This is a genomic window from Polymorphospora sp. NPDC050346 (assembly GCF_040655695.1).
Taxonomy (GTDB): Bacteria; Actinomycetota; Actinomycetes; order Mycobacteriales; family Micromonosporaceae; genus Polymorphospora; species Polymorphospora lycopeni.
Genome location: NZ_JBFAKM010000051.1, coordinates 1 through 20,737 on the forward strand (window position 1 = coordinate 1; position 20,737 = coordinate 20,737).

Genomic DNA, 20,737 nt, shown 5'->3' on the forward strand with positions numbered 1-20,737 from the left:
TTGTACGCCAACTGGCGGCGGATCTCCGCGAAACCAGCGTCGGCGACATGCCTGGCCAGCTTGCGGTTGGCGAGCATGCCCGAGACGTTGAGGTCCTCGACCACGACCGTGCCGACAGTGGCGGCGACGCGGGTGGTGAGCTTGTGCAGCCCGTCGCGGCGCAGGTTCGCCACCCGGGCGTGTGCCCGGCCGAGCCGGCCTGCCGCACGCTCCCACCGCTTCGACGCACGTCGGCCGGCGCGCCGGTCCGGGCCAATCTTGCGGGACAACGCCCGGCCGAGCTGCCGCAACCGGGTCTGCACAGCGGCGAGATGGCGCGGGTTGTCGACCAGCTCCCCGGTGGACAGCACCGCGAGGTGCCTGATACCGACGTCCACGCCGACCACGGTGCCCGGCCGGACCGGAGTACGGACGGTGCGCTCGACCTCGACGGTGAACGACACGTGCCAGCGTCCGCCGTCACGACGCACGGTCGCGGACATGATCCGCGCCGTGCCCACCTCGAGGCGGCGGGCCAGTTTGCGGGCAGACTCGTGCAGCTTCAACCGGCCCAACCGGGGCAGCACCACATGCATCCGATCGGCCTCGACCCGGATCGCCCCCGTGGTGAACCGCACAGACGGTGTGGTGCGCCGACGGGACGCGAACCGGGGAAAGCCCACCGGCCGGCCGGCTCGCTTACCCGACCGGGAGTCGGCCCAGCTCTTCAAGCCGCGAGCGAGTGCGTCGAGGCCGGTGTTGAACGCCTCCTTGGACACCTCGGACCACCACGGCGCCACCTCGGGCTTCGCCGCGTTCCACGCCCGCCGCAACGCCGGGAGCGTCCACGACACCGTGGGGGTCAGCAACTCGTCGGGAACATCGTAGGTACGTTCGGCCGCGCGCTGATCCATGACGGCCTTCACCCGGGCGAGAGCCCAGTTACGGGCAACCCGAGCCGCACCGGCATGCGCGTACACGTCACGTTCCTGCGTGGCGGTCAGGTCGAGGGCGAACCGGTACGCCTGGACCGTCTTCACCCCGGGTCCCCGGTGACCGCCTCGACCGCGCGGCGGACACGGTCCGCGGCGGCACGACGGCCATACAGGCGGGCGCACAACGATGTCAGGATCTCGGTGACGTCGCCGACCAGGTCGTCATCGACCCCGGCTGGGTCGACCACCAGCAGTCGGCGCCCCTGCGCGGCCAGGGCAGCCTCCACGTACTCGGCACCGAACCGGGCGAACCGGTCCCGATGCTCGACCACAACTGACGATCGAACGGCCATCAGTTTGTCGTCCCCCATAGCCGCGCTCTCCGCAAGGGTTGCTCAGACCGGCTCACTGTCGACACCGTAGATCAGGGGTACGACAACTCGGCTCCGTCGTGACAGCCCGAGGCAAAATCGGTGGGTCGTCGACGAGAAGTACGTCAGCATGATCAGCAGGCTCGGCCGAGCACGCCCCGACCCGTCACCGACCAAACCGGAAGGTGTGCCCCCTTGTCCACGTTCAGCGTCACCGCCGAACCACTCACCATCCACCCCCACGACAACGCCGACGCCCTCGAACTCGCCCAGGTCGGGCTCTACCGTGCCGTCGTCGCCAAGGGCGCGTACCGGACCGGCGACTACGCCGTCTACATCCCCGAAGCCGCCGTACTCCCCGAGCCGCTGATCGCCGAACTCGGCCTCACCGGGAAACTCGCCGGAGCCAACCACGACCGGGTCAAGGCCGTACGGCTTCGGGGCGAGCTTTCGCAGGGCATCGTCTGCCGCCCCTCCGCGGTCGCCGGTGAGGACCTCGAAGCCCACCACCGCGCCGGCACCGACTTCGCCGACCTGCTCGGGATCACCAAGTACGTACCGTCGATTCCCACGCACATGGCCGGCGAGATGACCGCCGCTTCCGACCTGATCCGCTGGGTCGAGGTCGAGAACATCCGCCGCTACCCGGACATGTTCGCGCCCGGCGAACCCGTCGTCGCCACCGAGAAGATCCACGGAACCGCCTGCCTCACCACCGTCACCGCGGACGGCGCCGTACACGTCACCTCGAAGGGCTTCGGCCACCAGCACCTCGCCATCGTCGAGTCCGACTCCAACCTCTACTGGCGCGCGGTCCGCGCCCATGCCGTCGCCGAGGTCGCCGCCGACCTGGTCGCGAAGTTCAGCGCGTCCCGGGTCGGCATCTTCGGCGAGGTGTTCGGCAAGGGAGTCCAGGATCTCGGGTACGGAGCCGACGCCGGCCGGGTTCCGGGCTACGCCGCCTTCGACATCGCGGTGGAGACGCCGGGCGACGGCCTCGTGTGGCTCGCCCCGGCCGAGGTCGCCGACCTGCTCGACGGCCGGCTGCCGATGGTGCCGACCCTCTACGCGGGTCCCTACGACGAGGCGGCGCTGATCGCGCTCGCCGACGGGACGACGGTTCTCGGCGACGGCACCCACATCCGGGAGGGAATCGTGGTTCGGCCCGCCGCCCGGCGGGAGTCTGCGTCTTCTCGGATGATCGGCAAGCTGGTGTCACCGGCGTACCTGACCCGCAAGGGTGGCACGGAGTTCGAGTAGCGCCGTGGTTGCCGTTCCGGCCGGGGTGGACCGTACGGCTTAGGGTGCGAACATGACCTTGAGCCCTGCCGCCGCCGCGTCCTCGAACGCGAACGCCCTGCTCGCCGAGACCGTGCGGGCGACGGAGGCCGATCCGCTCGACGCCGCGTACCTGGAAGGTCTGTGCCGGGAGATCGACGGCCGGATCACCCGCGGTGACGCGATGATCGGAATCCTGCCGGTCCAGGCGTACGACGTACTGGTCCGTGGCTACGTCGCCGCGGCGCTGGCCGGCCGGACGGAGGTGTGGACGCTGCTGGGGCAGCGGCTGCTCGACCTGCCGTTCGGGCGGCCACCGGCCCTGCCGTCGCCGCACCCGTTCCCGGCCGGCGAGGACGAGATCCTGGACGCCGCCCTGCGCTGCTTCGCCGAGGCCGCCCGGCACGGCAGTCGCCAGGGCGCGTACCGGTTCGCCGCCGCCGGCCGGCCGGCGGTGCGGCGGGTCGGGCCGTACGCGCTGACGCTGCTGGAACCGCTGCTGGCCGACGACCCGACCGGGGAGGCGAGCTACTGGTCCGGCATCACGCACTACCTGCTGGGCAACGGCGGGACCGCGCTCGGGTATCACGAACGGGCCGCCGCGGCCGGAAACGCCGACGCGATGTTCGAACTGCACGTCCTGTACGGAACCGGGGACACGGTGCCGCGCGACGACGTGGCGGCCCGGCAGTGGCTGATGCGGGCCGCCGATCGGGAGCATCCGCGCGCCCTCTACAACATCGCGGCCGGTCATGCCACCGGCCAGGGATTTCCGCGGGACGAGGCGGCCGCGGCCGGCTGGTACGAGCGGGCGGCGATCGCCGGGAGCCCTCGGGCTGCCGCCACCCTGGGCGTGATGTGTCTGCTCGGCTCCGGAGTCACCACCGACCCGGCCCGGGCCGCGAGGTGGCTCGACCAGGCCGAGGAGCAGGGTTTCGACGTCAGCGGCTGGCTGGAACAACTCGGCCTGAGCCGCCCATCCTGAACGGGAGCGGCTTCCGGGTGCCGGATTCGCCACCGATCGACGCGGAGAGGTTTCTTGGGCGAACACCTGCAGGCACGTGACCTGGAGGAAATGGTCACCCGGTCCAACGGTCAGGACTGGTCGGTCTCCTGGCACCCGGGCGCCAGCGCCCCGGCCGGTCGGTCGCACGGTGCCGCCGGAATCTGCGTCACCGGGGATGCCCAACTCGTGCTCATCAGCCACGACGGCGCGCACTGGGGCTTTCCCGCCGGTCGACCCGAGGGCGACGAAAGCCCACTGGAGACACTGCGTCGGGAAGTCCTCGAGGAGGCCTGCGCCGTGGTCGGAGACGCGCGCGTCCTCGACTACTCCCGCAGCCGGTGCCTTCGCGGGCACGAGCGAGGGCTGGTGCTGGTCCGGTCGTACTGGTGGGCGGAGGTCGAACTTCTCCCGTGGCAGCCGCGGTTCGAGATCACGCACCGCCGGATCATTCCAGTGACAGAGGCGACGGACGTGGTTCGCGACCCCGACGAGGCGGCCACCCGGATCGCGCTGCGGGCGCTGGACGAAGCCGGTGTCGAGTAGGGCGTCCCACCTTCTTCGCGGTCGGCACCGGAGTCGAACGGATCCGGGCAATCGATCATCGGGAGCATGGTGAGGGCGGTTCGGCCCCACATGAGGTGTCGGCCGGAGCTCCCTGTCTTCCACCACGATCCAGCAGGTCGTACGGTCGGCTCGTGGATGTCTTCCTACTTTGGCATGTTCGACATGCCCCCTTTATCGACGGTAGACCGACTCGGCACCGGGATGAGGACGGACAGTTGGAGTGGAACGAGCAGGATGGCGATGACCTGAAGATGCTCGGCGTCTATTCCACGGAGCAGAAGGCTCAGGAACGCATCGTCCTCGCACGATCACTTCCTGGTTTCCGCGAGGAGCCCAACTGCTTCCTCATCGACCGGCACACGATCGACGAAGCCCGGTGGGACGATGGCTTCGTCACCGCTCTCCACAACGAGTGAGATTCAACCGGCTCACGCCGATGACTGGTTACAGACGATTCGAACACACGCTGGGGCGGCCCCGATCCAGCTCCCACAGACTCGGACCCGCCCTCTACCCGCCAGATCTGAACTTGGTAACGCTCCCTGCTCGAGCCAGATGCCGGTACGGCCGTCAGAGTTGATTCATGTGGCTGCGAGGGGTAAGGGTTTCGATCTCGCCACGATACCCGGCCCTGGTACCAGCCGGGTCCGGCGCCCAGGGCTCCGAGTTCGATCGCGGGCATAGTGGGCTGGTCGATGAAGACCTCGCCACTGGGGCATTCGAGAAGGAAGGTCTGACCGCCATCCCAGCCGGCCCGAACCGGACCATTCTCCGCTGGATCAGAATCCCATACCTGGAACTCCACCTCGACCACGACTTCCGCTTGGGCGCAATACACCAACAACTGCGAGGTGTCGGTCGCGACAATGGACTCCCGAGCATGCCGGAAGAGGGCGTGTGTGGCACCAAGCTCGGGTTCCTGCAGCCAGTCTCGGAGGCTGAAGTGCTGGTACAACGGCAGAATCTCATGCCGCACCTGTTGGATTCTTACCGCACTCATGCCCCAACCTCACCATGGATGCCCCACAGGCTGGGTGCCCGAGGCGGCGACCCGACACCCGACCACGCGAGGCGGCCGCCCCACCGAGAACTAAGGCGTGTTTCGTAAGTCGGGCTGTCCGCCACGTAGTTGCGGCGTGGCGTGATCGGTAACTGAAGAGGTCTCCGGTATCTGGTTCTGCGACCAAGCAAGAACTTCATACCGGAGACCTCGTGCCCAGCGTAGCGGTGACGAGGCGGCATGACCTGACCGACAGGCAGTGGGCCGTTCTGGCCCCGCTGCTGCCTGCCGCGCCTGTGACGGGTCGTCCGCCGAAGTGGGAGAGACGACAGCTCATCGACGGGATCCGGTGGCGGATCCGGATCGGCGCCCCGTGGCGTGACGTCCCGGCGGAGTACGGGCCCTGGCCCACCGTCTACGGCCTGTTCCGCCGCTGGCAGCGTGACGGGACCTGGGACCAGATCCTGTCCGCGTTGCAGGCCGCCGGCGACGCGCGGGACCGGATCGTCTGGACGGTGAGCGTGGACTCGATGACCAGCCGCGCCCACCAGCACGCCGCGGGTGCCCGTAAGGACGGCCATCTGCAGAAGGAGCCACCCGGCGGCGTACACGACGAGCCGGCCGACCACGCGCTGGGCCGATCGAGGGGTGGGCTGACCACCAAGGCGCATCTGGCCTGCGAGCAGGGACAGAAGGTCCTCTCCCTGATCGTGACCGCCGGGCACCGTGGTGACAGCCCACAGTTCATCCCCGTCCTGGACCGCATCCGCGTGACCCGCCCGGGCGTGGGACGGCCCCGCACCCGCCCCGACCTGGTCCTGGCCGACAAGGCCTACACCAGCCGCGGCAACCGCCGATATCTACGCTCCCGCGGGATCAAGGCCTGCATCCCGAACAAGAAGGACCAGGACGCCCACCGCAAGGCCAAAGGCTCCAGAGGCGGCCGCCCACCCGCTTTCGACAAGGACCTCTACCGGCTACGCCACGCCGTCGAGAACGGCATCAACCGACTCAAACGCCACCGTGGCGTCGCCACCCGCTACGACAAACTCGCCGTCCGCTTCCAAGCCGTCCTGACCATCACCATCATCACCGAATGGCTCTGACCGACTTATGAAACACGCCTTAGTTCGGGGCCGGCAGGCACGCCAATGCCCGTAAGACCTCTCTGGCACGAAATGTGCCTCGGTCGCTCAGTTCTCGGAGGGGCACATACGGGGTGTCGTCGACGCGTGAAAACTGACCCCCTGGCGGCGCGGGGGTTCTCGGGCGTCGCCAGATTGCTGACGAGCCGGTCGACGCGCGCTAGCGAACTACGTGTTTCCGATGCCGCGCCCATTCGCGACCAGGCCCGCCCCTCCTGCGCGGTTGCCTGGATCAGCGCCGAAGAGCCGGCCGGGGCGACGACCTGCGCGGACGACCCAGGATCACCGCTGCTCGACCTCCTGTCGCAGCGGGCGCATTCGAGGAACCTAACGTCTCGGGCTCAACCTCAAATCAGGTCACGACGCCTGGCCGGTGACATGCGGCTCGCGAGGCCAGCGACCCGGCCGACGAATCGGGATGAGTACAGAAACGTCGGCCAGTTACCGCCAGCCCGTCCACCTGCCGCAGCCCCCGGGCGTACGCATCACGTGCGGCGCGTGCCGGGCGACCCTGAACCTTCCGACTTCCGGGTGCGGGCCAGGCTTGTCGCGTGGCTTCATCCAACGGCCGCCAGGTAATCCGAGTAGAACAGGCCCAGGCCGACCGCCACGCAGACACCGGCCACGATCCAGAACCGGACCACAATCTTGACCTCACTCCATCCGGCCAGCTCGAAGTGGTGGTGCAGTGGCACCATCCGGAAGACACGTCTACCGGTGGTCCGGAACGAGACGATCTGGATCACCCAGGTCGTCGTGATGATGACGAAGAGCCCGCCGATCATGATCGAAAGCAGGGTGGTGCGGGTTGCCACCGCGAGGCCGCCGATCAGGCCGCCGAGCCCGAGCGCGCCCACGTCACCCATGAAGATCCGGGCCGGGGACGTGTTCCACCACAGGAAGCCCACGCAGGCGGCGGCAGCCGCCGCCGCGATTATGGCGATCTCCAAGGGGTCCCGGACCTGGTAGCAGTAGTCGTTCGCGCGGGCGTACGCGTCGTCGGCACACCAGTGCCGGTACTGCCAGAAGCCGATCAGCGCGTACGCGCCGAGCACCAGGATCGACGCGCCGGTGGCCAGGCCGTCAAGGCCGTCGGTGAGGTTCACGCCGTTCGACATCGCCGTGATCACGAAGACGAACACGATCACCGTGCCGACCTTGCCGACGTTCAGCCAGTTGATGTCCCGGATGAGCGAGATGTGCTCGCTGGCCACGGTCTGGCCGTTGGTGCTGGCGCCGTAGAGCGCGGCGATGCCGAACCCGCCACCGACGATCGCCTGGCCGAGCAGCTTGCCCTTGGCCGACAGGCCGTCGGAGTTGCGCCGGCGCACCTTCAGGAAGTCGTCCAGGAAGCCGACCGCGCCGCAGAAGACGAACAGGCCGAGCAGGACCAGGGCCGTCATGCTCGGCCCCTCCTGCGCGACCTGCCGCTCGGGCAGGGTCGTCAGGGCGACGTGCCCAGCCACGTACGCGCAGACGGTCGCCACGATGAACACGACGCCGCCCATCGCGGGGGTGCCCTTCTTGCCCTGGTTGCTGGCGAGCCCGATGGATCGGATCGGCTGGCCGGCCTTGAGCGCGGTGAACACGCGGATCGCCACCGGCGTGCCGAACAGGGAGATGATGAACGCGACCGCGGCCGCGACGATGACTGCCCTCACGGGCGATCGTCCACGAGGACCGGAAACGCTTTCGGCATGGCCGGCATCCTTCCAGCGAGGAACGCATCCTCACAAATCAGGAGCCGACCGAACCGGGGCAGGTCCGTCCTTTGTGGAGTACGTGATTAGGATCGTGGAGTCCACGTCGAGCACCGCCGCATCATCACTGATTCCGCGTTAGTCACCCAGCAACGCGGCGGCCCTGCGCCTGAGCAGAAATATGACCGCCGCCGAGAGGAGGAAGGCAGAGGCGACAACAAGCACAAGGAGACCTATGGGGTTGCTGTCCGACACCGAGCCGCCGATGGCTACGGCCGCAAAGCCCAGAGCCGTAAGCAGGTATTGAACGGCCAGCAATCTTGGGTCACGTATCCGGCGTCCGGGCCAGAGAACTACCACTGGGTTGCGGCGGCTCCGGACGAACAAGACAGCGGCCATACTGCCGTTCAACAGGACGACCGAGCCGAGCACAATGAGTTCCATGGCTCGAAGCGGAGGCGCGAGCATGACGTTACAACGCACATCCACCCTGCTCTAGCCGGCGCCGGCAAGGCCCGCGCTCACCTGCCATCCCGTCTGCCGCCGACCCGCCCGTCTGGGGAGCGGGCCGCCGCCGGGTCGCCACGTCAAGCGGACCTTGACGCGCGTACGGACGCTGGCGGGCCGGGCGGTGGTCTGCTCGGCTTGCCCGGGTCGTCGGCTGGCGGGATGGCCCTGCGCAACCACCCACGGACCGCAACGCGCGGACGGAGCCCCGGCCATCCTGGAGTCGTTGCGCCCCCGCCGGAGGCGCAGTGACCGCGACCCGTCCGCCGCCGCGACCCGCCGCGCGGACCCGGCGCGCCCTTCCCTGCGCCGCGCTGCTCGGGCGCGGCGCCAGCCGGCTGCCGCCCCCATGAAACTCAACCGCTCTCGGCGCTATCGTCTGCGGCGGCCCGGACTTTCCGCTCTCCGCGCCAGCCGCCGGGCGTGTTGCATGGCCGGAGTCGGAGCGTCAGCGGAGCGCCGGACGCGCTCCCAGGCAGCGGCGCGTGCGGCCCGTCTCTGGCCGCCTTGATAGACGTCCAGAAAGTTCTCCCACACGGGCCGGCAGCCGGCCGGCATTGCCCTGGAAGGACGGCGGAGTGGACCGCTTCGAAGGCCGTTGCTGGTTGGACTGGTGGGCGAATTCGTCAACCGTGCTCGGCAGTGTCGAGGTGCACGTCGTGATCGCCGCTGCTGACAACGTAACTTGGGCGGCTCATGGTTGCCTGGTCAGCGACAACGACGAGGACCGCGACGGCTTCGCATTCTTGTGCGATCTCGATCCCCTGTTCATGCTTCGGCTCGAGGACGGGAGCACGGTCGACGTCATCGTGCACCCCGTTGATGGGCATCGAAAATTCACCCTTAGCGAGTACACCGGCACCTTTGAGTGATCCTCCGATTAGGAAATCCATCTATAGCTATAGCGCTACCGCCCTGCCGAGGACGGCACCGCCGACACCGTGACGGTCGGGGCGCTCAGCTTCGCCGGCTCCGGCTGGCTGACCGAGAGCGATGCTCTGGGTTCCCGAAACTGTCCGCCTGCCGTCCGAAAAGGGCGCCGCCCTTGCTCCTACCGGTCGCGCCCGGTCGATCGCCGCAGCCCCGGCGACACGCGTACAGTTTCTGCCCACGAATGCGTGGCCAAGCGTGCCCCCTCGTGGCGATCCAGGAACGCGGCAAGGTCATCCAGCGGTGCGACCTCCATCAGGACGTGATCTTCAGGCTGCGGGGAGAACGCCGCGAGCAGCGCCGCACGAAGCTCAGCGTCGAGCACCGGCAGGACGTACGGCGCCGAAACGTTCCGGTCGAACTCCTCGGGGCAGGTGCCGCGCAGAAACATCAGTTCGAAGACACGGCGGGTGGGACTGCCCGGCTCTGGGTCTTCCGAGGTCGTCAGGATCGTGCCGAGGCGGAACCCGGGTGCCGTTTCCGCGAGTTCGTCCAAGATGGCGGTCTCATTGCCGTTCCACCAGCGCCGCACATCGTCATCGGACACGTCTTCAACGATCGCGACCAGCCACAGGTCCTGGACCCATCCATCCACTAGTTCAGTGTGACGAACCTCAGGTCGCTGCACCGCACTGCCGTACGGACAGCAGAAAGGCCACCTTCATCGATGGAAGGTGGCCTTTGAACTGCGTGGGCGATACTGGGATCGAACCAGTGACCTCTTCGGTGTGAACTGTCGGCAGGATGGTCCGGCTTGGTCGCGTACGAGGTCAGCCGGGGTGCTGCGGTCGCTCGGGGTGCGGCTCGGTTGCTGGCGTTGCTGTACTTCGCTGCTGTACCGCCGCCAAGCCGGCGTGCCAGGGAAATCGGGCGATCTGTTCGTCGCCGGTGCCGGGCGGGTGTGGGGTGAAGCCACCCGGTCCGAGCAGGACGGCGACGCCTTCGCCGCGTAGTGCTTCGACAGCGTGGTGGAAGGGCCGACGTGCCGCGAGGGCCTGGTTGACGAAGGGCAGGAGCACTGTCGGGGTCCGGCGACCGATAGCTTCGGCGGCGACGTTGAGGGCGTACGTGTCGTTGATGCCGAGGGCGAGCTTGTTGACCGTGTTGTAGGTGGCGGGCGCGATCAGAACCGCGTCGTCCCGGCTACGACGGGTGCGCGGTTGGCGGGGACGGTAGTCGCTGCGTACCGGGGTGCCGGTCTGGCGTCCGAGGGCGTCGGTGTCGATGAAGTCGAGTCCGGCCGGGGTGGCGACGATCCGCACCGTCCAGCCGTCGGTGTGGGCGAGGTCGACGAGAGTCCCGACGTGAGGTGCGGGTCCGGCGCCGCAGACGATGACGCACAGGGTTCTGGTGGTCATACCGGGGCGCCGATCGTCTGGGCGTACTCGATGGCGCGTCGTTGGGTACTTGGCGGGCAGGTGTGGGTGATGTCGGACAACAGGCGGTGTACCGCTTTGCGTGCCCGGACTTCTTCCGGGGCGTGTTGTTCGGCGTCCTGGACGGCGTCCAGGGCTTTGTCGTGCTTGCCCCACTGGGCGAATGCCTTGGCGGTGTCGATGAGCAGGGTGGCTCTGCGTTCGGCGATCGGTACCTGGTGCAGGTTGATGGTGGCGGCCAGGTCGACGGCGGTTCCGGCGTCGCCGAGCCTGACGGCGGCGGAGACGCGGTGCATGGTGACGTTGGTAGGGCCGAACGCGGTCCAGTGTTGGTTGTCGTCGCGCCCGAGACGGTGGGCGGCCTGGTCGGCTTCGTCGAGGAGTCCCTGGGTCTTGTGCCGGTCCTGGACCTGGGCGGCGGCGACGGCTGCGCGCAGGGTCAGGGCTCCGTACACCGAGATCGCTCCGCTGGTGGCGTTGTCGGTGTCGCGGCCGAGTTGGTTGGCGGCGGTGACGGCGATGTTGATGGCCTGGATGGGATGTCCGGCGGCAGAGAGGGTGTGGACGACGGCGCGGGCGCTGGAGGCGACGGCGAGGGGGTGACCGCTGTGGCGGGCGGCGTTCATGGCCCGGTCGGCGGCCACTGATGCCAGTGCGGGTTCGTCGAACTTCAGCAGCAGACCGCTGGCGACCTGGTGCACCGCGGCAACCATGGTGTCGAGCAGCCGGCGTTGGTCACCGTCGTAGACGGTTCGGGCGTGCCGGACGACCGCGAGCAGGTCCGGGACCGCGTCGAGGGCCTGGTGGTACCGGCTGTGCTGGTAGGCGTGCCGTACCGCCGCGACTCTTGACTGAAGGTGCTCCAGAGGTGGGATCTGGTCCGGGGTGTGACCGGTTGAGGTCAGCAGCGCGGCGATCAGTCGGCCGGTGCCGGTCGGCCGTTGGCCGGCCGCCGAGACTGCGATACAGGCGAGTGGACCTCCGGCGCGAAGCAGCGCGCGTCGGTCAAGCGTCCCGCTCCCTGCTGCCGATCGGCTGCGGGTGTCGCTGTCGTTGGGGTCCGGGCTCGGTGTCGCGGACGGCGTGACAGTCCGGTCGTTTTCCTCAGGCAGGAGGAACCAGCGCAGGTTGGCGGGAATCTGTAGCAGCCTCGCCCACTGGTAGAGCCGGTCGAGATGCATGGTCGCCTTGCCGTTCTCGATCTGGCTGAGCTTGGGCTGGCTCATCCCGCACCAGGCGGCGACGACGGTTTGGGCGACCGGGTGCCGGCCATGCCACGGGTGGTAGCGCCAGGCCCGGATCACCTTGCCGATATGCCGGCCCGACAGGGCGCGTCGCAGAGGGGGATGGTTCCAGAAGTCCGCTGGTACCTGCGGCGGGCTGTCGACGCCCCGCTCCCGTGCGCCACAGCCGGCACAGACCACCTCACGGTTGTCCCGCGCGAGCCGCGCATCGCAACGCACACACCGACGGCCCGCATCGTCGACACCCGTGCCCATCATCGGCCCCCATACGCTCCGCTGCCGATCCGACATCGATCACCGTACCGGTTGACGGGTTCCAAAGACGGCCGGAACCGATCGTCTCGAAGCCTGCGATTGGGCTGGTCGGGAATTTGGCACGCGATATTCGGAATCCTGATAGAGATCCTTTCGAGGCGCTTATGCCGGCCAAGCCGGATGCGGACTGTCGAGCCCGCCGGCACGAGGAGAAGGTTGGTTCCGCGCCGCACGTCGAGCCTGTGCTCCACAAGGGATGGCACACGGACGGCCATCTTCACGCTCTCCCTCGACAGCCGCGTGCACAACACATCCACGCCCGTACCTCTGACGGAAGGTGCCCCCTGTGCCGTTCAAGGAACCCGTCCGCAAGACCCTGCGTGCCCAGTGGCTCGGTTACCTCATGCGCGAGCTACGCCGCGAACGCGGCGTCACGCTCAAGGAGGCCACCGAGTACCTCAACCGCGACCACTCGGCCCTCGCCAGGTACGAGCGGGCGGAGTGGCCGTTCAAGCGCGACGACGTGATGGCCCTGCTCGACATCTACGGCGTCGACGACCCCGACCGCCGCGCCAGGATCCTGAAACTGTCCGAGGAATGCTGGCGCACCGGCGAATGGGACCTCGACTACGCCGACGAACGCCACAACCGCGGCTACGTCGACCACGACTGGCTCGAAGAACACGCCACCAGCATCAACATCTACGCCACCCACCTCCTCCCCGACCTCCTCCAAACCCCCGCCTACACCGCCCACGTCATCCAGCTGCGGGAACGGACGAAGAAGCGCACCGAACACCAGGGCCGGCTCGTGGACAAGCTCATCACCCGGCAGCGGGCGTTCGAGGCCCGCACCAACCGCCTCAACGTCGTCATCGACGAAGCCGCCCTCCACGTGAAGACGCCCGACCCGGACCTGATGCGCGAACAACTCGCACACGTCTCCGCCCTCGCCCAACGAACCCGGATCAACATCCAGGTCATCCGATCCGACGTCAACACCGCCGCCCGCGCCTGGGGACCGTTCGAACTGTTCCTGATGCCGGACCCGTACCCCGAGGTCGGCTACCTCGACAACCTCGCCGGCCGCATCTACGTCGAAACCCCACACAGCAAACGCTTCGTCCTCGCCTACGAACAACTCCAACAAGCCGCCCTCAACCCCAGCGACTCCATCAAGGTCATCCGGCAAGCAGCCGAGCAGGCATAGCCACCGAAGCCACAACCGTGCTCCAACCGGCCACCCGCGCAGTCAGGCGGGTGGCCAATCCTCGTGGCCTCGGGTGGGCCGCAGCTTCCCAAGCCGACGATCGACAGGGGCAGTTCAGCACCGACCGCTTCCGTGTCATGGAACGATCATGAGCCACCGACCGGCGCCTACCTGGGCTCTGAACTGGCCAAACGTTCCACTCTTGTCCATGAACGTCCGGCACCGTTCGCGCCTGTCGTCACCCAGATAGTCACCCGCCGTGGCTCGCCGGCCGCGCGCTTGCTCGGCTCTCGACGACTACCGGGCCTCAAGCGGTTTCTACCGGCAGAGCCAGAAGCCGTCTCCCTCGTAGAAGGTCACGCCTCCGTCCCGCTGACGAACGCAGACCGTCGAGCCTTGGATCCAAAGTTGCTCGCCTACGTGCAGCAGTACGGGATGCGGAAGCTCCACTGCCCAGTCTCCGGCCTCAACCATCGTCACGATGGTCAACCGCGCCACGGAAGCAGGGTCGGTCCGAACCGTGCCAGTCGAGTCATCGCCCCGACCAAGCTGCATCTGCATGAGATGAGGCTACCGACCGCCGGCAGCGCCATTCACACGTTGAAGCGGAACCTAGACGGGCGGTGGCATGACCTGCAGCAACATTCCCGGAGCGCTGGTCACGCCCCCTTCGACTCACGTCCTTCACCGCTTCTTGACGACGTTTCACGCCGTCTCGTGCCCCGGACGACTCCTTGCCCCCCAGGCAACGATCACCGGTCCCTGAACTGCTCTGCCACGCGTTCTGACCTCCCGAAACGGTCCTCGTGAGTCCACGCTCGTCCGCCGGCGTCCGTATCAATCGTCACCCAGTTAGACACCCAGCCGAAGCTGCGGACGTACGAGCGGACCGGAGGGGATTCGAACCCCCGGCGAGGCATGGCACGCCAGCGGTCCCACCCACCTTCGAGCCGACCGCGCGCACGGCACCGACTCTCGACACTGCAATAACCCGCCCCTGCCACCGGCCCACGGACACTTTGCCCTGCTCGGCCCAGACCTGCCGCATCGTCAGCGTTGCGCAGTCATCCACCTATCTCGCATGCACGCTCCAGTTGGGACACAATGCCCAGGTGACTGACGACTGGAAGGCTTTGACGCCGGCACGGCGCAGGAGCCTTGTTGATGCGTTGAAGGCGAAGCAAGGCAGCTTCAACCGGGCAAATAGCGCTTTAGACCTATTCCTCAGGTTTGCATTTGATGCGATCAAAGAGCAGCAGAACATCGCAGGAGAAGTACTTGCCAAGCTCGAAAAGCCGATGAATGCGAAAATCCCTGCCAACCAAACCATAAAGTTGGATGACTCAGCAAGAGCCTCAGTGAAAACGGCGTCGCTAGAGCTGACAACAGAACAGCTGGAAGCGCTGATGAAGGTACTGCGAAAAGCGCATGGCACCTTCGACTTGCAACCACAGATCCTGCGCGAAATGGCACTAATCTATTCATGCGCACTATTCGATGGACTCATTGCCGACGCGCTCCAGACAATATTTACACACGTTCCAGCGCAGCTACAGTCTGCCAAAAGGTTGACCTACGAAGAAGCCTTGGCGTTCGATACCAGGCAGGATCTGATTGCCGTACTGGCACAACGAGAGACGCTTGAGATTACAAGGCAGAGCATTGAGAAGCAAATTGCCTACTTCTCGACAACACACCGCGTTGATGCACTTGGACCAGCAGGCGTCAACCTTGACGACATCGCCAAGATCACCGAACAGCGCAACCTCTTCGTCCACAACAACGGAATAGCTAGCACGTCCTACTTCCAAAATTATGACAAAATGCGCGTCCCAGGTGAACGAATCCTTCTCGAGGATGAGGAGCTGAAAGAGAGTACCCGCCACCTTGCCCGCGTCGGAAACTCACTAGTCAACGGCCTCGTAAGCAAGTTCGCGCCTAAGGCAGAGAGTCCCGACATGAAGGAGATTTAACGACTACTGCCACGACATCCTGCCATCCCGTCTGCCGTCGGCCCGCCCACCGTGGGAGCGGACCGCCGGCCCGGCCCGCCATGACACGCGGACCTTGACATCCCGTACGGACGCTGGCGGGTCGGAGCGGATGGTCTGCTCAACTTGCCTGGGGCGATGGCGGACGGAATGGCTCCCACCACTACCACCCACGGACCGCGACCCGCCGACGGCGGCCAGCCATCCCGGAGCCAGAGCCCTCCCCCTCCCCTCGGAGGCGCGGTAACCGCAACCCCGTACGGCCCGGCCCCGCTCGTCGACGCCGGTCGGGTCGGCGGGCTGCGCGGCCTGGCCCGTCCCTCAACGGCCTGAAGTGGTACTGGTTGACCTGCGCTAATGGCCCGTTAACGGCTGACCAGGGGCGGTACGCCGAGTCCCCTCCGGACACCGCAGTGTGGACATCGGTCGGTGGGGCGGCCGCACCATCGGGCTAGATGGGAGCGTGGAGGGCGTGGGAACCGTGGCTGAAAATGATCTCAATGTGCCTGATCGCTTCGAAGGGCCCACAACACTCGATCCACTCAAGCACGTACTGGCTACTATGGAGTGTGCCCGTTGCCGCACCTGAACAACACCCGAAGTGATCTTGAATTGGAGTAGAGTGTCAACTCTCGGTTTCGGCTGGAACGAACTAGATGCGCTTGGTTCTATCCTCGGCGGAATCTTTGGTGCCGCCGCATTCATAGTCGCCTTCTTCGTCCTTAAAGGCGAAATTCGAACGCGTAAGGACTTGGAGGAGGACCGTCGAAATGAGCGCCTCGATGACGAGCGCCGACAAGCTCGACTCGTGTTCGCAACGCTCGACCGGGACGAGCCAGTAGACTCTACCAGCGACGAACCCGACGTTTACTCATCAGTTCGTGTCCGGGTTTTCAACTTCAGCGATGCCCCCATCTGGGACATCAAGATCCCTATACCGGGCCGCGAAGATCGCCCATTGCTAATAGAGCGCGTTGATCCGCAGAGCTCAGAGGGAAATGGATGGCTAGACGCTCCGGCCGACTGGCATCTTATGAATGTCGGGCCAGGATGCCCCGGGACACCTCACTGGACAACCTTTGATGTCATATTCGTCGATAATCAGGGACGACGCTGGCGGAGATCGGGGCGCAGTGAACCCATTCGACTACTCGACAGCGATGATCTACACCCTTAACTTCCAATTTCTTCGCCTTCCGACAGCCGTCTCACTCCCCCGCCATCCCGTCTGCCGTCGACCCGCCCACTGTGGGAGCGGGCCGCCGCCCCGGCCCGCCATGACAAGCAAACGTTGACGGCTCGTACGGACGCTGGCGGGTCGGGGCGGTGGTCTGCTCGGCTTGCCCGGGTCGATGGCGGGCGGGATGGCGCCACCGCAACCACCCACGGACCGCGACCCGCCGACGGCGGCCGGGCATCCCGGAGCCCGAGCGCCCCCGCCGGAGGCGCAGTAACCGCAACCCCGTACGGCCCGGCTCCCGCTCGTCGACGCCGGCCGGGTCGGCGGGCGCGTCGGCCTGGTCCCGGTCGTGGCCGGCTGCCGGCCGGCGCACCCCAACCACTCGGAAAGCTGGTGCCGTCGTCAGCGGCCCGCTTGGGCCTTCCGCTTCCGCGCCAGCCGTCGGGCGTGTTGCGTGGCCGGAGTCGCAGCGCCAGCGGAGCGACGGACACGCGCCCAGACGGCGGCGTGTGCGGCCCGTCTCGGGCCGCCTTGATAGACGTACAGAAAGTTCTCCCACCGGCCGGCAGCCGGCCACCCCGGTCCGATCACGCCGGGTTGACGTGTCGGGACTCGGTGCTACTCTTGCGGCGTCGAGTACGCCAGCGCGGCCCTTCCGCCGGATCGCTGGACTCGACTTCGGAGTTGCCGAGCGGCCTTCTCGCCGCTGACGCGGACCACGATCCGCCGGCTCTCGATCATCCCGAATCCACTGAGCGACCCAGCACGGCTCTTCGCCGTCCACGATGGCCCGGATTCGATGACCGCACGGGTGGCGGAGCCTGCGGCACTCCAGCCGGACGCCGGCAACCAGGCTCCCCCACCCGTCCCGGCCACCAGGCCGAAACAAGCGGAAACGGCTGACGAAGCCGTCCACCTCTGGCATGAACCGTCGCTCGCACGGCGGTGCCAGGAGACCCGACGAACGCCACCAGCGGAACGCATGACCCTGCAGGTGGTGGCGGCTCGTCCCCGTCCCTGCCACCACCCCCCGAGGAGAGAGGTCATGCCCACCACACTCGACCTGCACCGGCCCGGTGTCGCCGCCGGCCGGGATGCCCAGGCCCTGCACCGTGCCGCCACCACGCCGGACTACTTCGGCTGGCTGGCGCACACCAGCGCTGCCGGCGGCTGCACCCGCCCGATCCGCCTGACCGGCACGCTCACCGCCGTCGACCCGACCACCGGCCGGGTACTGCACGACCGGCACACCGACGACCTGCCGGACCGTACGCTCTACAAAGCCTGCGGCAACCGCCGCGCCGCCCAGTGCCCCGACTGCGCCTGGGTCTACGCCGGCGACGCCTTCCAGGTCGTCCGGTGCGGCCTGACCGGCGGCAAGGGCGTACCCGCCTCGGTCGCCCGGCACCCGGTCGTCTTCGCCACCTTCACCGCCCCTTCCTTCGGCACGGTCCATCACCGGCACATCGCCCGCCACACCTGCGCCGACCGGCGACGCTGCGACTGCCGGCCCGCACCGTGCCACGCCCGCCGTACCGCCGCCACCTGCCGCCACGGGCGGCCCGCGGCCTGCTTCGCCCGCCACGACACCGACGATCCGCGGCTCGGGCAGCCGCTCTGCCTCGACTGCTACGAGCACGACCACCAGGCCGTCTGGAACCACTTCTCCGGCGAACTGTGGCGACGCACCAAACAGGCCATCGAACGCCACCTCGCCGCACTGTGCCGCCGACGCGGCATCCGGCCGGTCCGAACCATCAACGGAAGTCGGGTACGGACCGTCTCACCGGTCCGGGTCGCGCACGGCAAGGTTGCCGAGATGCAGCGTCGGGGCGCGGTGCACTTCCACGTCCTGCTCCGCCTCGACGGCGTCGACCCGGACGACCGCAACGCCTTGGTGCCGCCGCCGGCCGGCATCACCGTCGACGACCTGGACGCCGCCGTACACGCCGCCGCCCGGCAGATCACCGTCACCACACCGCCACACCCGGACCGGCCGGCGGGCTGGCTGGTGGCCTGGGGCGCACAGACCGACGTACGCCGGCTCGACTCCACCGGCGATATCACCGACCGGTCGGTGGCCGCCTATCTCGCCAAGTACGCCACCAAGTCCACTGAGATCACCGGCCACTGTTCCACCCGCCTCACCCCGGACACCATCAACGGCTACGCCGATCCGGACGGCGACCACCTGGCCCGCCTCATCGACGCCTGCTGGCACCTCGGCCGCCCCACCCACACCGGAACCAGCAGCGACACGACAGCAGACGAACACCGTCAAGACCCCGTTGACAGCGGCTACGCCGGGCTGCGGCGGTGGGCGCACATGCTCGGCTTCGGCGGCCACTTCCTCACCAAGGCCCGCCGGTACTCCGTCACCTTCGGCCTGCTCCGCGACACCCGCACCACCTACCGCCGTGCCGAAGACGGCAGCGACGGAGACACCGTCACCGTCGGGGCGCTCAGCTTCGCCGGCTCCGGGTGGCTGACCGAGGGCGACGCCCTGTTGGCCAACACCGCCGCCGCCCGCCGACGGGAGAGCAGACGGGTCGGCCGCCAGGAACTCGACGCCCAGCTCGTCGGGGCCGCCGCATGAGCCGTGGCCTCACCCCGCGCTGGTACTCCCCCGCCGAGGTCGCCGTCCTGCTCGGCTTCGGCCTGTCCAAGGTCAAGATGAAGATCGCCACCGGTGAGCTGCGGTCCATCAAGGACGGCAAGTACCGCCGCGTCCTGCCCGAATGGGTCGACGACTACGTCCGCGAGCAGGTCGCACGGCAGGAGGCCGCCTGATGCCCGCCCGTACCCGTGCCAACGGCGAAGGCTCGATCTTCCCGTACCGCAACGGCTTCGCCGCGTACGTCTGGGTGACCAAGCCGGACGGCAAGCGGACCCGCAAGTACGTCTACGGCAAGACCCGCGAACTCGTCCACGACAAGTGGATCAGCCTGCACCGGCAGGCGAAACAGGGACCGGTGGCCACCAGCGTCCCGACCGTCGGCGCGTTCCTCTCCAACTGGCTGGCCGAAATCATCGAACCCCACCGGGCACCACTGACGTACGCCACCTACGAGACGTTCGTCCACCGCTACATCACCCCCCGGCCTCGGCACCAAACGGCTCGACCGGCTCCGGCCACGCGAGGTACAGACCTGGATCAACCAGGTGGCCCGCACCTGCCAGTGCTGCGCCCAGGGCAAGGACGCCGCCCGCCCGAAGGACCGGCGCCGCTGCTGCGCCGTCGGTCGCTGCTGCCAGGCCGTCCCGTCGACACGGACGGTCAGCGACATCCGGGCCGCGCTGCGGGCCGCCCTCGGCCACGCCCAGGCCGAAGAACTCATCACCCGCAACCCGGCCGTACCCGTCACCGTGGCGACCGTCCGCCGCCGCCGGGAAAAGGCGTGGTCGAGCGACGAGGCCCGCCGGTTCCTGGAGTCCGCCCGCCACGACGAAGACCCGCTGTACGCCGCGTACGCCCTGGTCCTCGTCGTCGGTCTGCGCAAGGGCGAGGCACTGGGACTCACCTGGCCCGACGTCGACCTCGAAGCGGGCGAGCTGACCATCGGCCGGCAACTGCAACGGGTACGCGGCCGGCTCCTGCACCGCGACACCAAGACACCGGCATCGGAGGCGACACTCCCGCTGCCCGACATCTGCGGCACGGCACTCAGACTCCGAAAGGCACAGCGCGACGGCGCACGGGAATCGGCCGGAAAGGCGTGGCAGGAATCCGACCTCGTATTCACCACCCGATATGGCACGCCGATCGAGCCACGTAACTTCCAGCGTTCCTGGCAGTCCCGGTGCATCAAAGCCGGCGTACGGCCGATCACCGTCCACGACGCGAGGCGTACCTGCGCGACGCTGCTGGCCGACCTCGACGTCCACCCCAGAGTCGCGATGCGGGTGCTCCGGCACGCCCGCTTCTCGGTGACGATGGAGGTCTACACGCAGGTGTCCTCGACCGCGACCCGGGACGCGCTGCGCCGGCTCGGAGCGGCCCTGGACGGCTGAGGCGTTGCTGTACTCCGCTGCTGTACGGGCAGCAGAAAGGCCACCTTCTTCGATG

The 20,737-nt window shown here is 67.8% G+C and carries 16 protein-coding genes and 3 pseudogenes; 11 read left to right on the forward strand and 8 right to left on the reverse strand.

The window, feature by feature from the left end; translation table 11 throughout:
- Together tnpB and AB0I42_RS33390 are read right to left on the reverse strand one after the other, a co-directional pair.
- Window positions 1–1,019: IS607 family element RNA-guided endonuclease TnpB (tnpB, locus tag AB0I42_RS33385; protein WP_357543748.1), on the reverse strand; the 1,019-nt coding region annotated here is incomplete at its 3' end.
- A pseudogene (locus AB0I42_RS33390) lies at window positions 1,016–1,252 on the reverse strand (IS607 family transposase); the annotation flags it as partial. The pseudogene AB0I42_RS33390 and the gene tnpB, both read right to left, overlap by 4 nt.
- A 228-nt stretch (window positions 1,253–1,480) precedes the next feature.
- Between AB0I42_RS33390 and AB0I42_RS33395 the strand changes: the two are divergent.
- The 5 genes from AB0I42_RS33395 to AB0I42_RS33415 all read left to right on the forward strand — a co-directional run bounded on the left by AB0I42_RS33395 (window position 1,481) and on the right by AB0I42_RS33415 (window position 6,239).
- Window positions 1,481–2,545, forward strand: a complete 1,065-nt coding sequence (locus tag AB0I42_RS33395; RefSeq protein WP_357543749.1) for an RNA ligase (ATP) — start codon at window positions 1,481–1,483, stop codon at window positions 2,543–2,545.
- Between the two features lie 52 nt (window positions 2,546–2,597).
- A complete protein-coding gene (locus AB0I42_RS33400; protein ID WP_357543750.1) occupies window positions 2,598–3,548 on the forward strand; it encodes a tetratricopeptide repeat protein in 951 nt (316 codons plus the stop codon).
- A 54-nt stretch (window positions 3,549–3,602) separates the two neighbouring features.
- Window positions 3,603–4,112 (forward strand): NUDIX domain-containing protein, encoded by a 510-nt coding sequence (locus AB0I42_RS33405; protein ID WP_357543751.1) that lies wholly within the window; start codon window positions 3,603–3,605, stop codon window positions 4,110–4,112.
- A gap of 236 nt (window positions 4,113–4,348) precedes the next feature.
- Window positions 4,349–4,549, forward strand: coding sequence for a hypothetical protein (locus AB0I42_RS33410; RefSeq protein ID WP_357543752.1), 201 nt, complete (start codon window positions 4,349–4,351; stop codon window positions 4,547–4,549).
- A gap of 796 nt (window positions 4,550–5,345) precedes the next feature.
- Window positions 5,346–6,239: an IS5 family transposase gene (locus AB0I42_RS33415; protein WP_357543753.1), complete on the forward strand. Its 894-nt coding sequence runs from the start codon at window positions 5,346–5,348 to the stop codon at window positions 6,237–6,239.
- Between the two features lie 158 nt (window positions 6,240–6,397).
- Here AB0I42_RS33415 and AB0I42_RS33420 read toward each other — a convergent pair.
- From AB0I42_RS33420 to AB0I42_RS33430, 3 genes and pseudogenes are all read right to left on the reverse strand, one after another.
- Window positions 6,398–6,547: pseudogene (locus tag AB0I42_RS33420) on the reverse strand (transcriptional regulator); the annotation flags it as partial.
- Window positions 6,548–6,835: 288 nt separating this feature from the next.
- A complete protein-coding gene (gene mraY / locus AB0I42_RS33425; RefSeq protein WP_357543754.1) occupies window positions 6,836–7,939 on the reverse strand; it encodes a phospho-N-acetylmuramoyl-pentapeptide-transferase in 1,104 nt (367 codons plus the stop codon).
- Window positions 7,940–8,116: 177 nt separating this feature from the next.
- A complete protein-coding gene (locus AB0I42_RS33430; RefSeq protein WP_357543755.1) occupies window positions 8,117–8,422 on the reverse strand; it encodes a hypothetical protein in 306 nt (101 codons plus the stop codon).
- Between the two features lie 641 nt (window positions 8,423–9,063).
- Here AB0I42_RS33430 and AB0I42_RS33435 point away from each other — a divergent pair.
- Window positions 9,064–9,357, forward strand: coding sequence for a hypothetical protein (locus AB0I42_RS33435; protein WP_357543756.1), 294 nt, complete (start codon window positions 9,064–9,066; stop codon window positions 9,355–9,357).
- Between the two features lie 179 nt (window positions 9,358–9,536).
- Here the strand turns inward: AB0I42_RS33435 and AB0I42_RS33440 are convergent, their stop codons facing one another.
- From AB0I42_RS33440 to AB0I42_RS33450, 3 genes are all read right to left on the reverse strand, one after another.
- Window positions 9,537–10,010, reverse strand: coding sequence for a hypothetical protein (locus tag AB0I42_RS33440; protein WP_357543757.1), 474 nt, complete (start codon window positions 10,008–10,010; stop codon window positions 9,537–9,539).
- Window positions 10,011–10,185: 175 nt separating this feature from the next.
- Window positions 10,186–10,773, reverse strand: coding sequence for a flavoprotein (locus tag AB0I42_RS33445; RefSeq protein WP_357543758.1), 588 nt, complete (start codon window positions 10,771–10,773; stop codon window positions 10,186–10,188).
- Entirely contained in the window at window positions 10,770–12,095 is a 1,326-nt protein-coding gene (locus AB0I42_RS33450; protein WP_357543759.1) for a helix-turn-helix transcriptional regulator, read from the reverse strand. The genes AB0I42_RS33445 and AB0I42_RS33450 overlap by 4 nt, the downstream gene beginning before the upstream one ends.
- Before the next feature lie 541 nt (window positions 12,096–12,636).
- Between AB0I42_RS33450 and AB0I42_RS33455 the strand changes: the two genes are divergently transcribed.
- The 5 genes and pseudogenes from AB0I42_RS33455 to AB0I42_RS33475 all read left to right on the forward strand — a co-directional run bounded on the left by AB0I42_RS33455 (window position 12,637) and on the right by AB0I42_RS33475 (window position 20,682).
- On the forward strand, window positions 12,637–13,500 hold the full coding sequence (locus AB0I42_RS33455; protein ID WP_357543760.1) for a helix-turn-helix transcriptional regulator: 864 nt from the start codon (window positions 12,637–12,639) through the stop codon (window positions 13,498–13,500).
- Window positions 13,501–14,612: 1,112 nt separating this feature from the next.
- Window positions 14,613–15,473 (forward strand): hypothetical protein, encoded by an 861-nt coding sequence (locus AB0I42_RS33460; RefSeq protein ID WP_357543761.1) that lies wholly within the window; start codon window positions 14,613–14,615, stop codon window positions 15,471–15,473.
- Between the two features lie 2,243 nt (window positions 15,474–17,716).
- Window positions 17,717–19,267 (forward strand): replication initiator, encoded by a 1,551-nt coding sequence (locus AB0I42_RS33465; RefSeq protein WP_357543762.1) that lies wholly within the window; start codon window positions 17,717–17,719, stop codon window positions 19,265–19,267.
- Window positions 19,264–19,461 (forward strand): excisionase family DNA-binding protein, encoded by a 198-nt coding sequence (locus AB0I42_RS33470; protein ID WP_357543763.1) that lies wholly within the window; start codon window positions 19,264–19,266, stop codon window positions 19,459–19,461. Before AB0I42_RS33465 ends, AB0I42_RS33470 begins: the two co-directional genes overlap by 4 nt.
- Window positions 19,461–20,682 (forward strand): annotated as a pseudogene (locus AB0I42_RS33475) (tyrosine-type recombinase/integrase). Before AB0I42_RS33470 ends, AB0I42_RS33475 begins: the two are co-directional and overlap by 1 nt.
- Window positions 20,683–20,737: the final 55 nt, after the last annotated feature.

Bases quoted from the DNA above. Each gene is read 5' to 3' on its own strand.
- AB0I42_RS33400 (WP_357543750.1), top strand. From the start codon at position 2,598: ATGACCTTGAGCCCTGCCGCCGCCGCGTCCTCGAACGCGAACGCCCTG.
- AB0I42_RS33430 (WP_357543755.1), bottom strand. From the start codon at position 8,422: ATGGAACTCATTGTGCTCGGCTCGGTCGTCCTGTTGAACGGCAGTATG.
- AB0I42_RS33445 (WP_357543758.1), bottom strand. From the start codon at position 10,773: ATGACCACCAGAACCCTGTGCGTCATCGTCTGCGGCGCCGGACCCGCA.
- AB0I42_RS33465 (WP_357543762.1), top strand. From the start codon at position 17,717: ATGCCCACCACACTCGACCTGCACCGGCCCGGTGTCGCCGCCGGCCGG.
- AB0I42_RS33470 (WP_357543763.1), top strand. From the start codon at position 19,264: ATGAGCCGTGGCCTCACCCCGCGCTGGTACTCCCCCGCCGAGGTCGCC.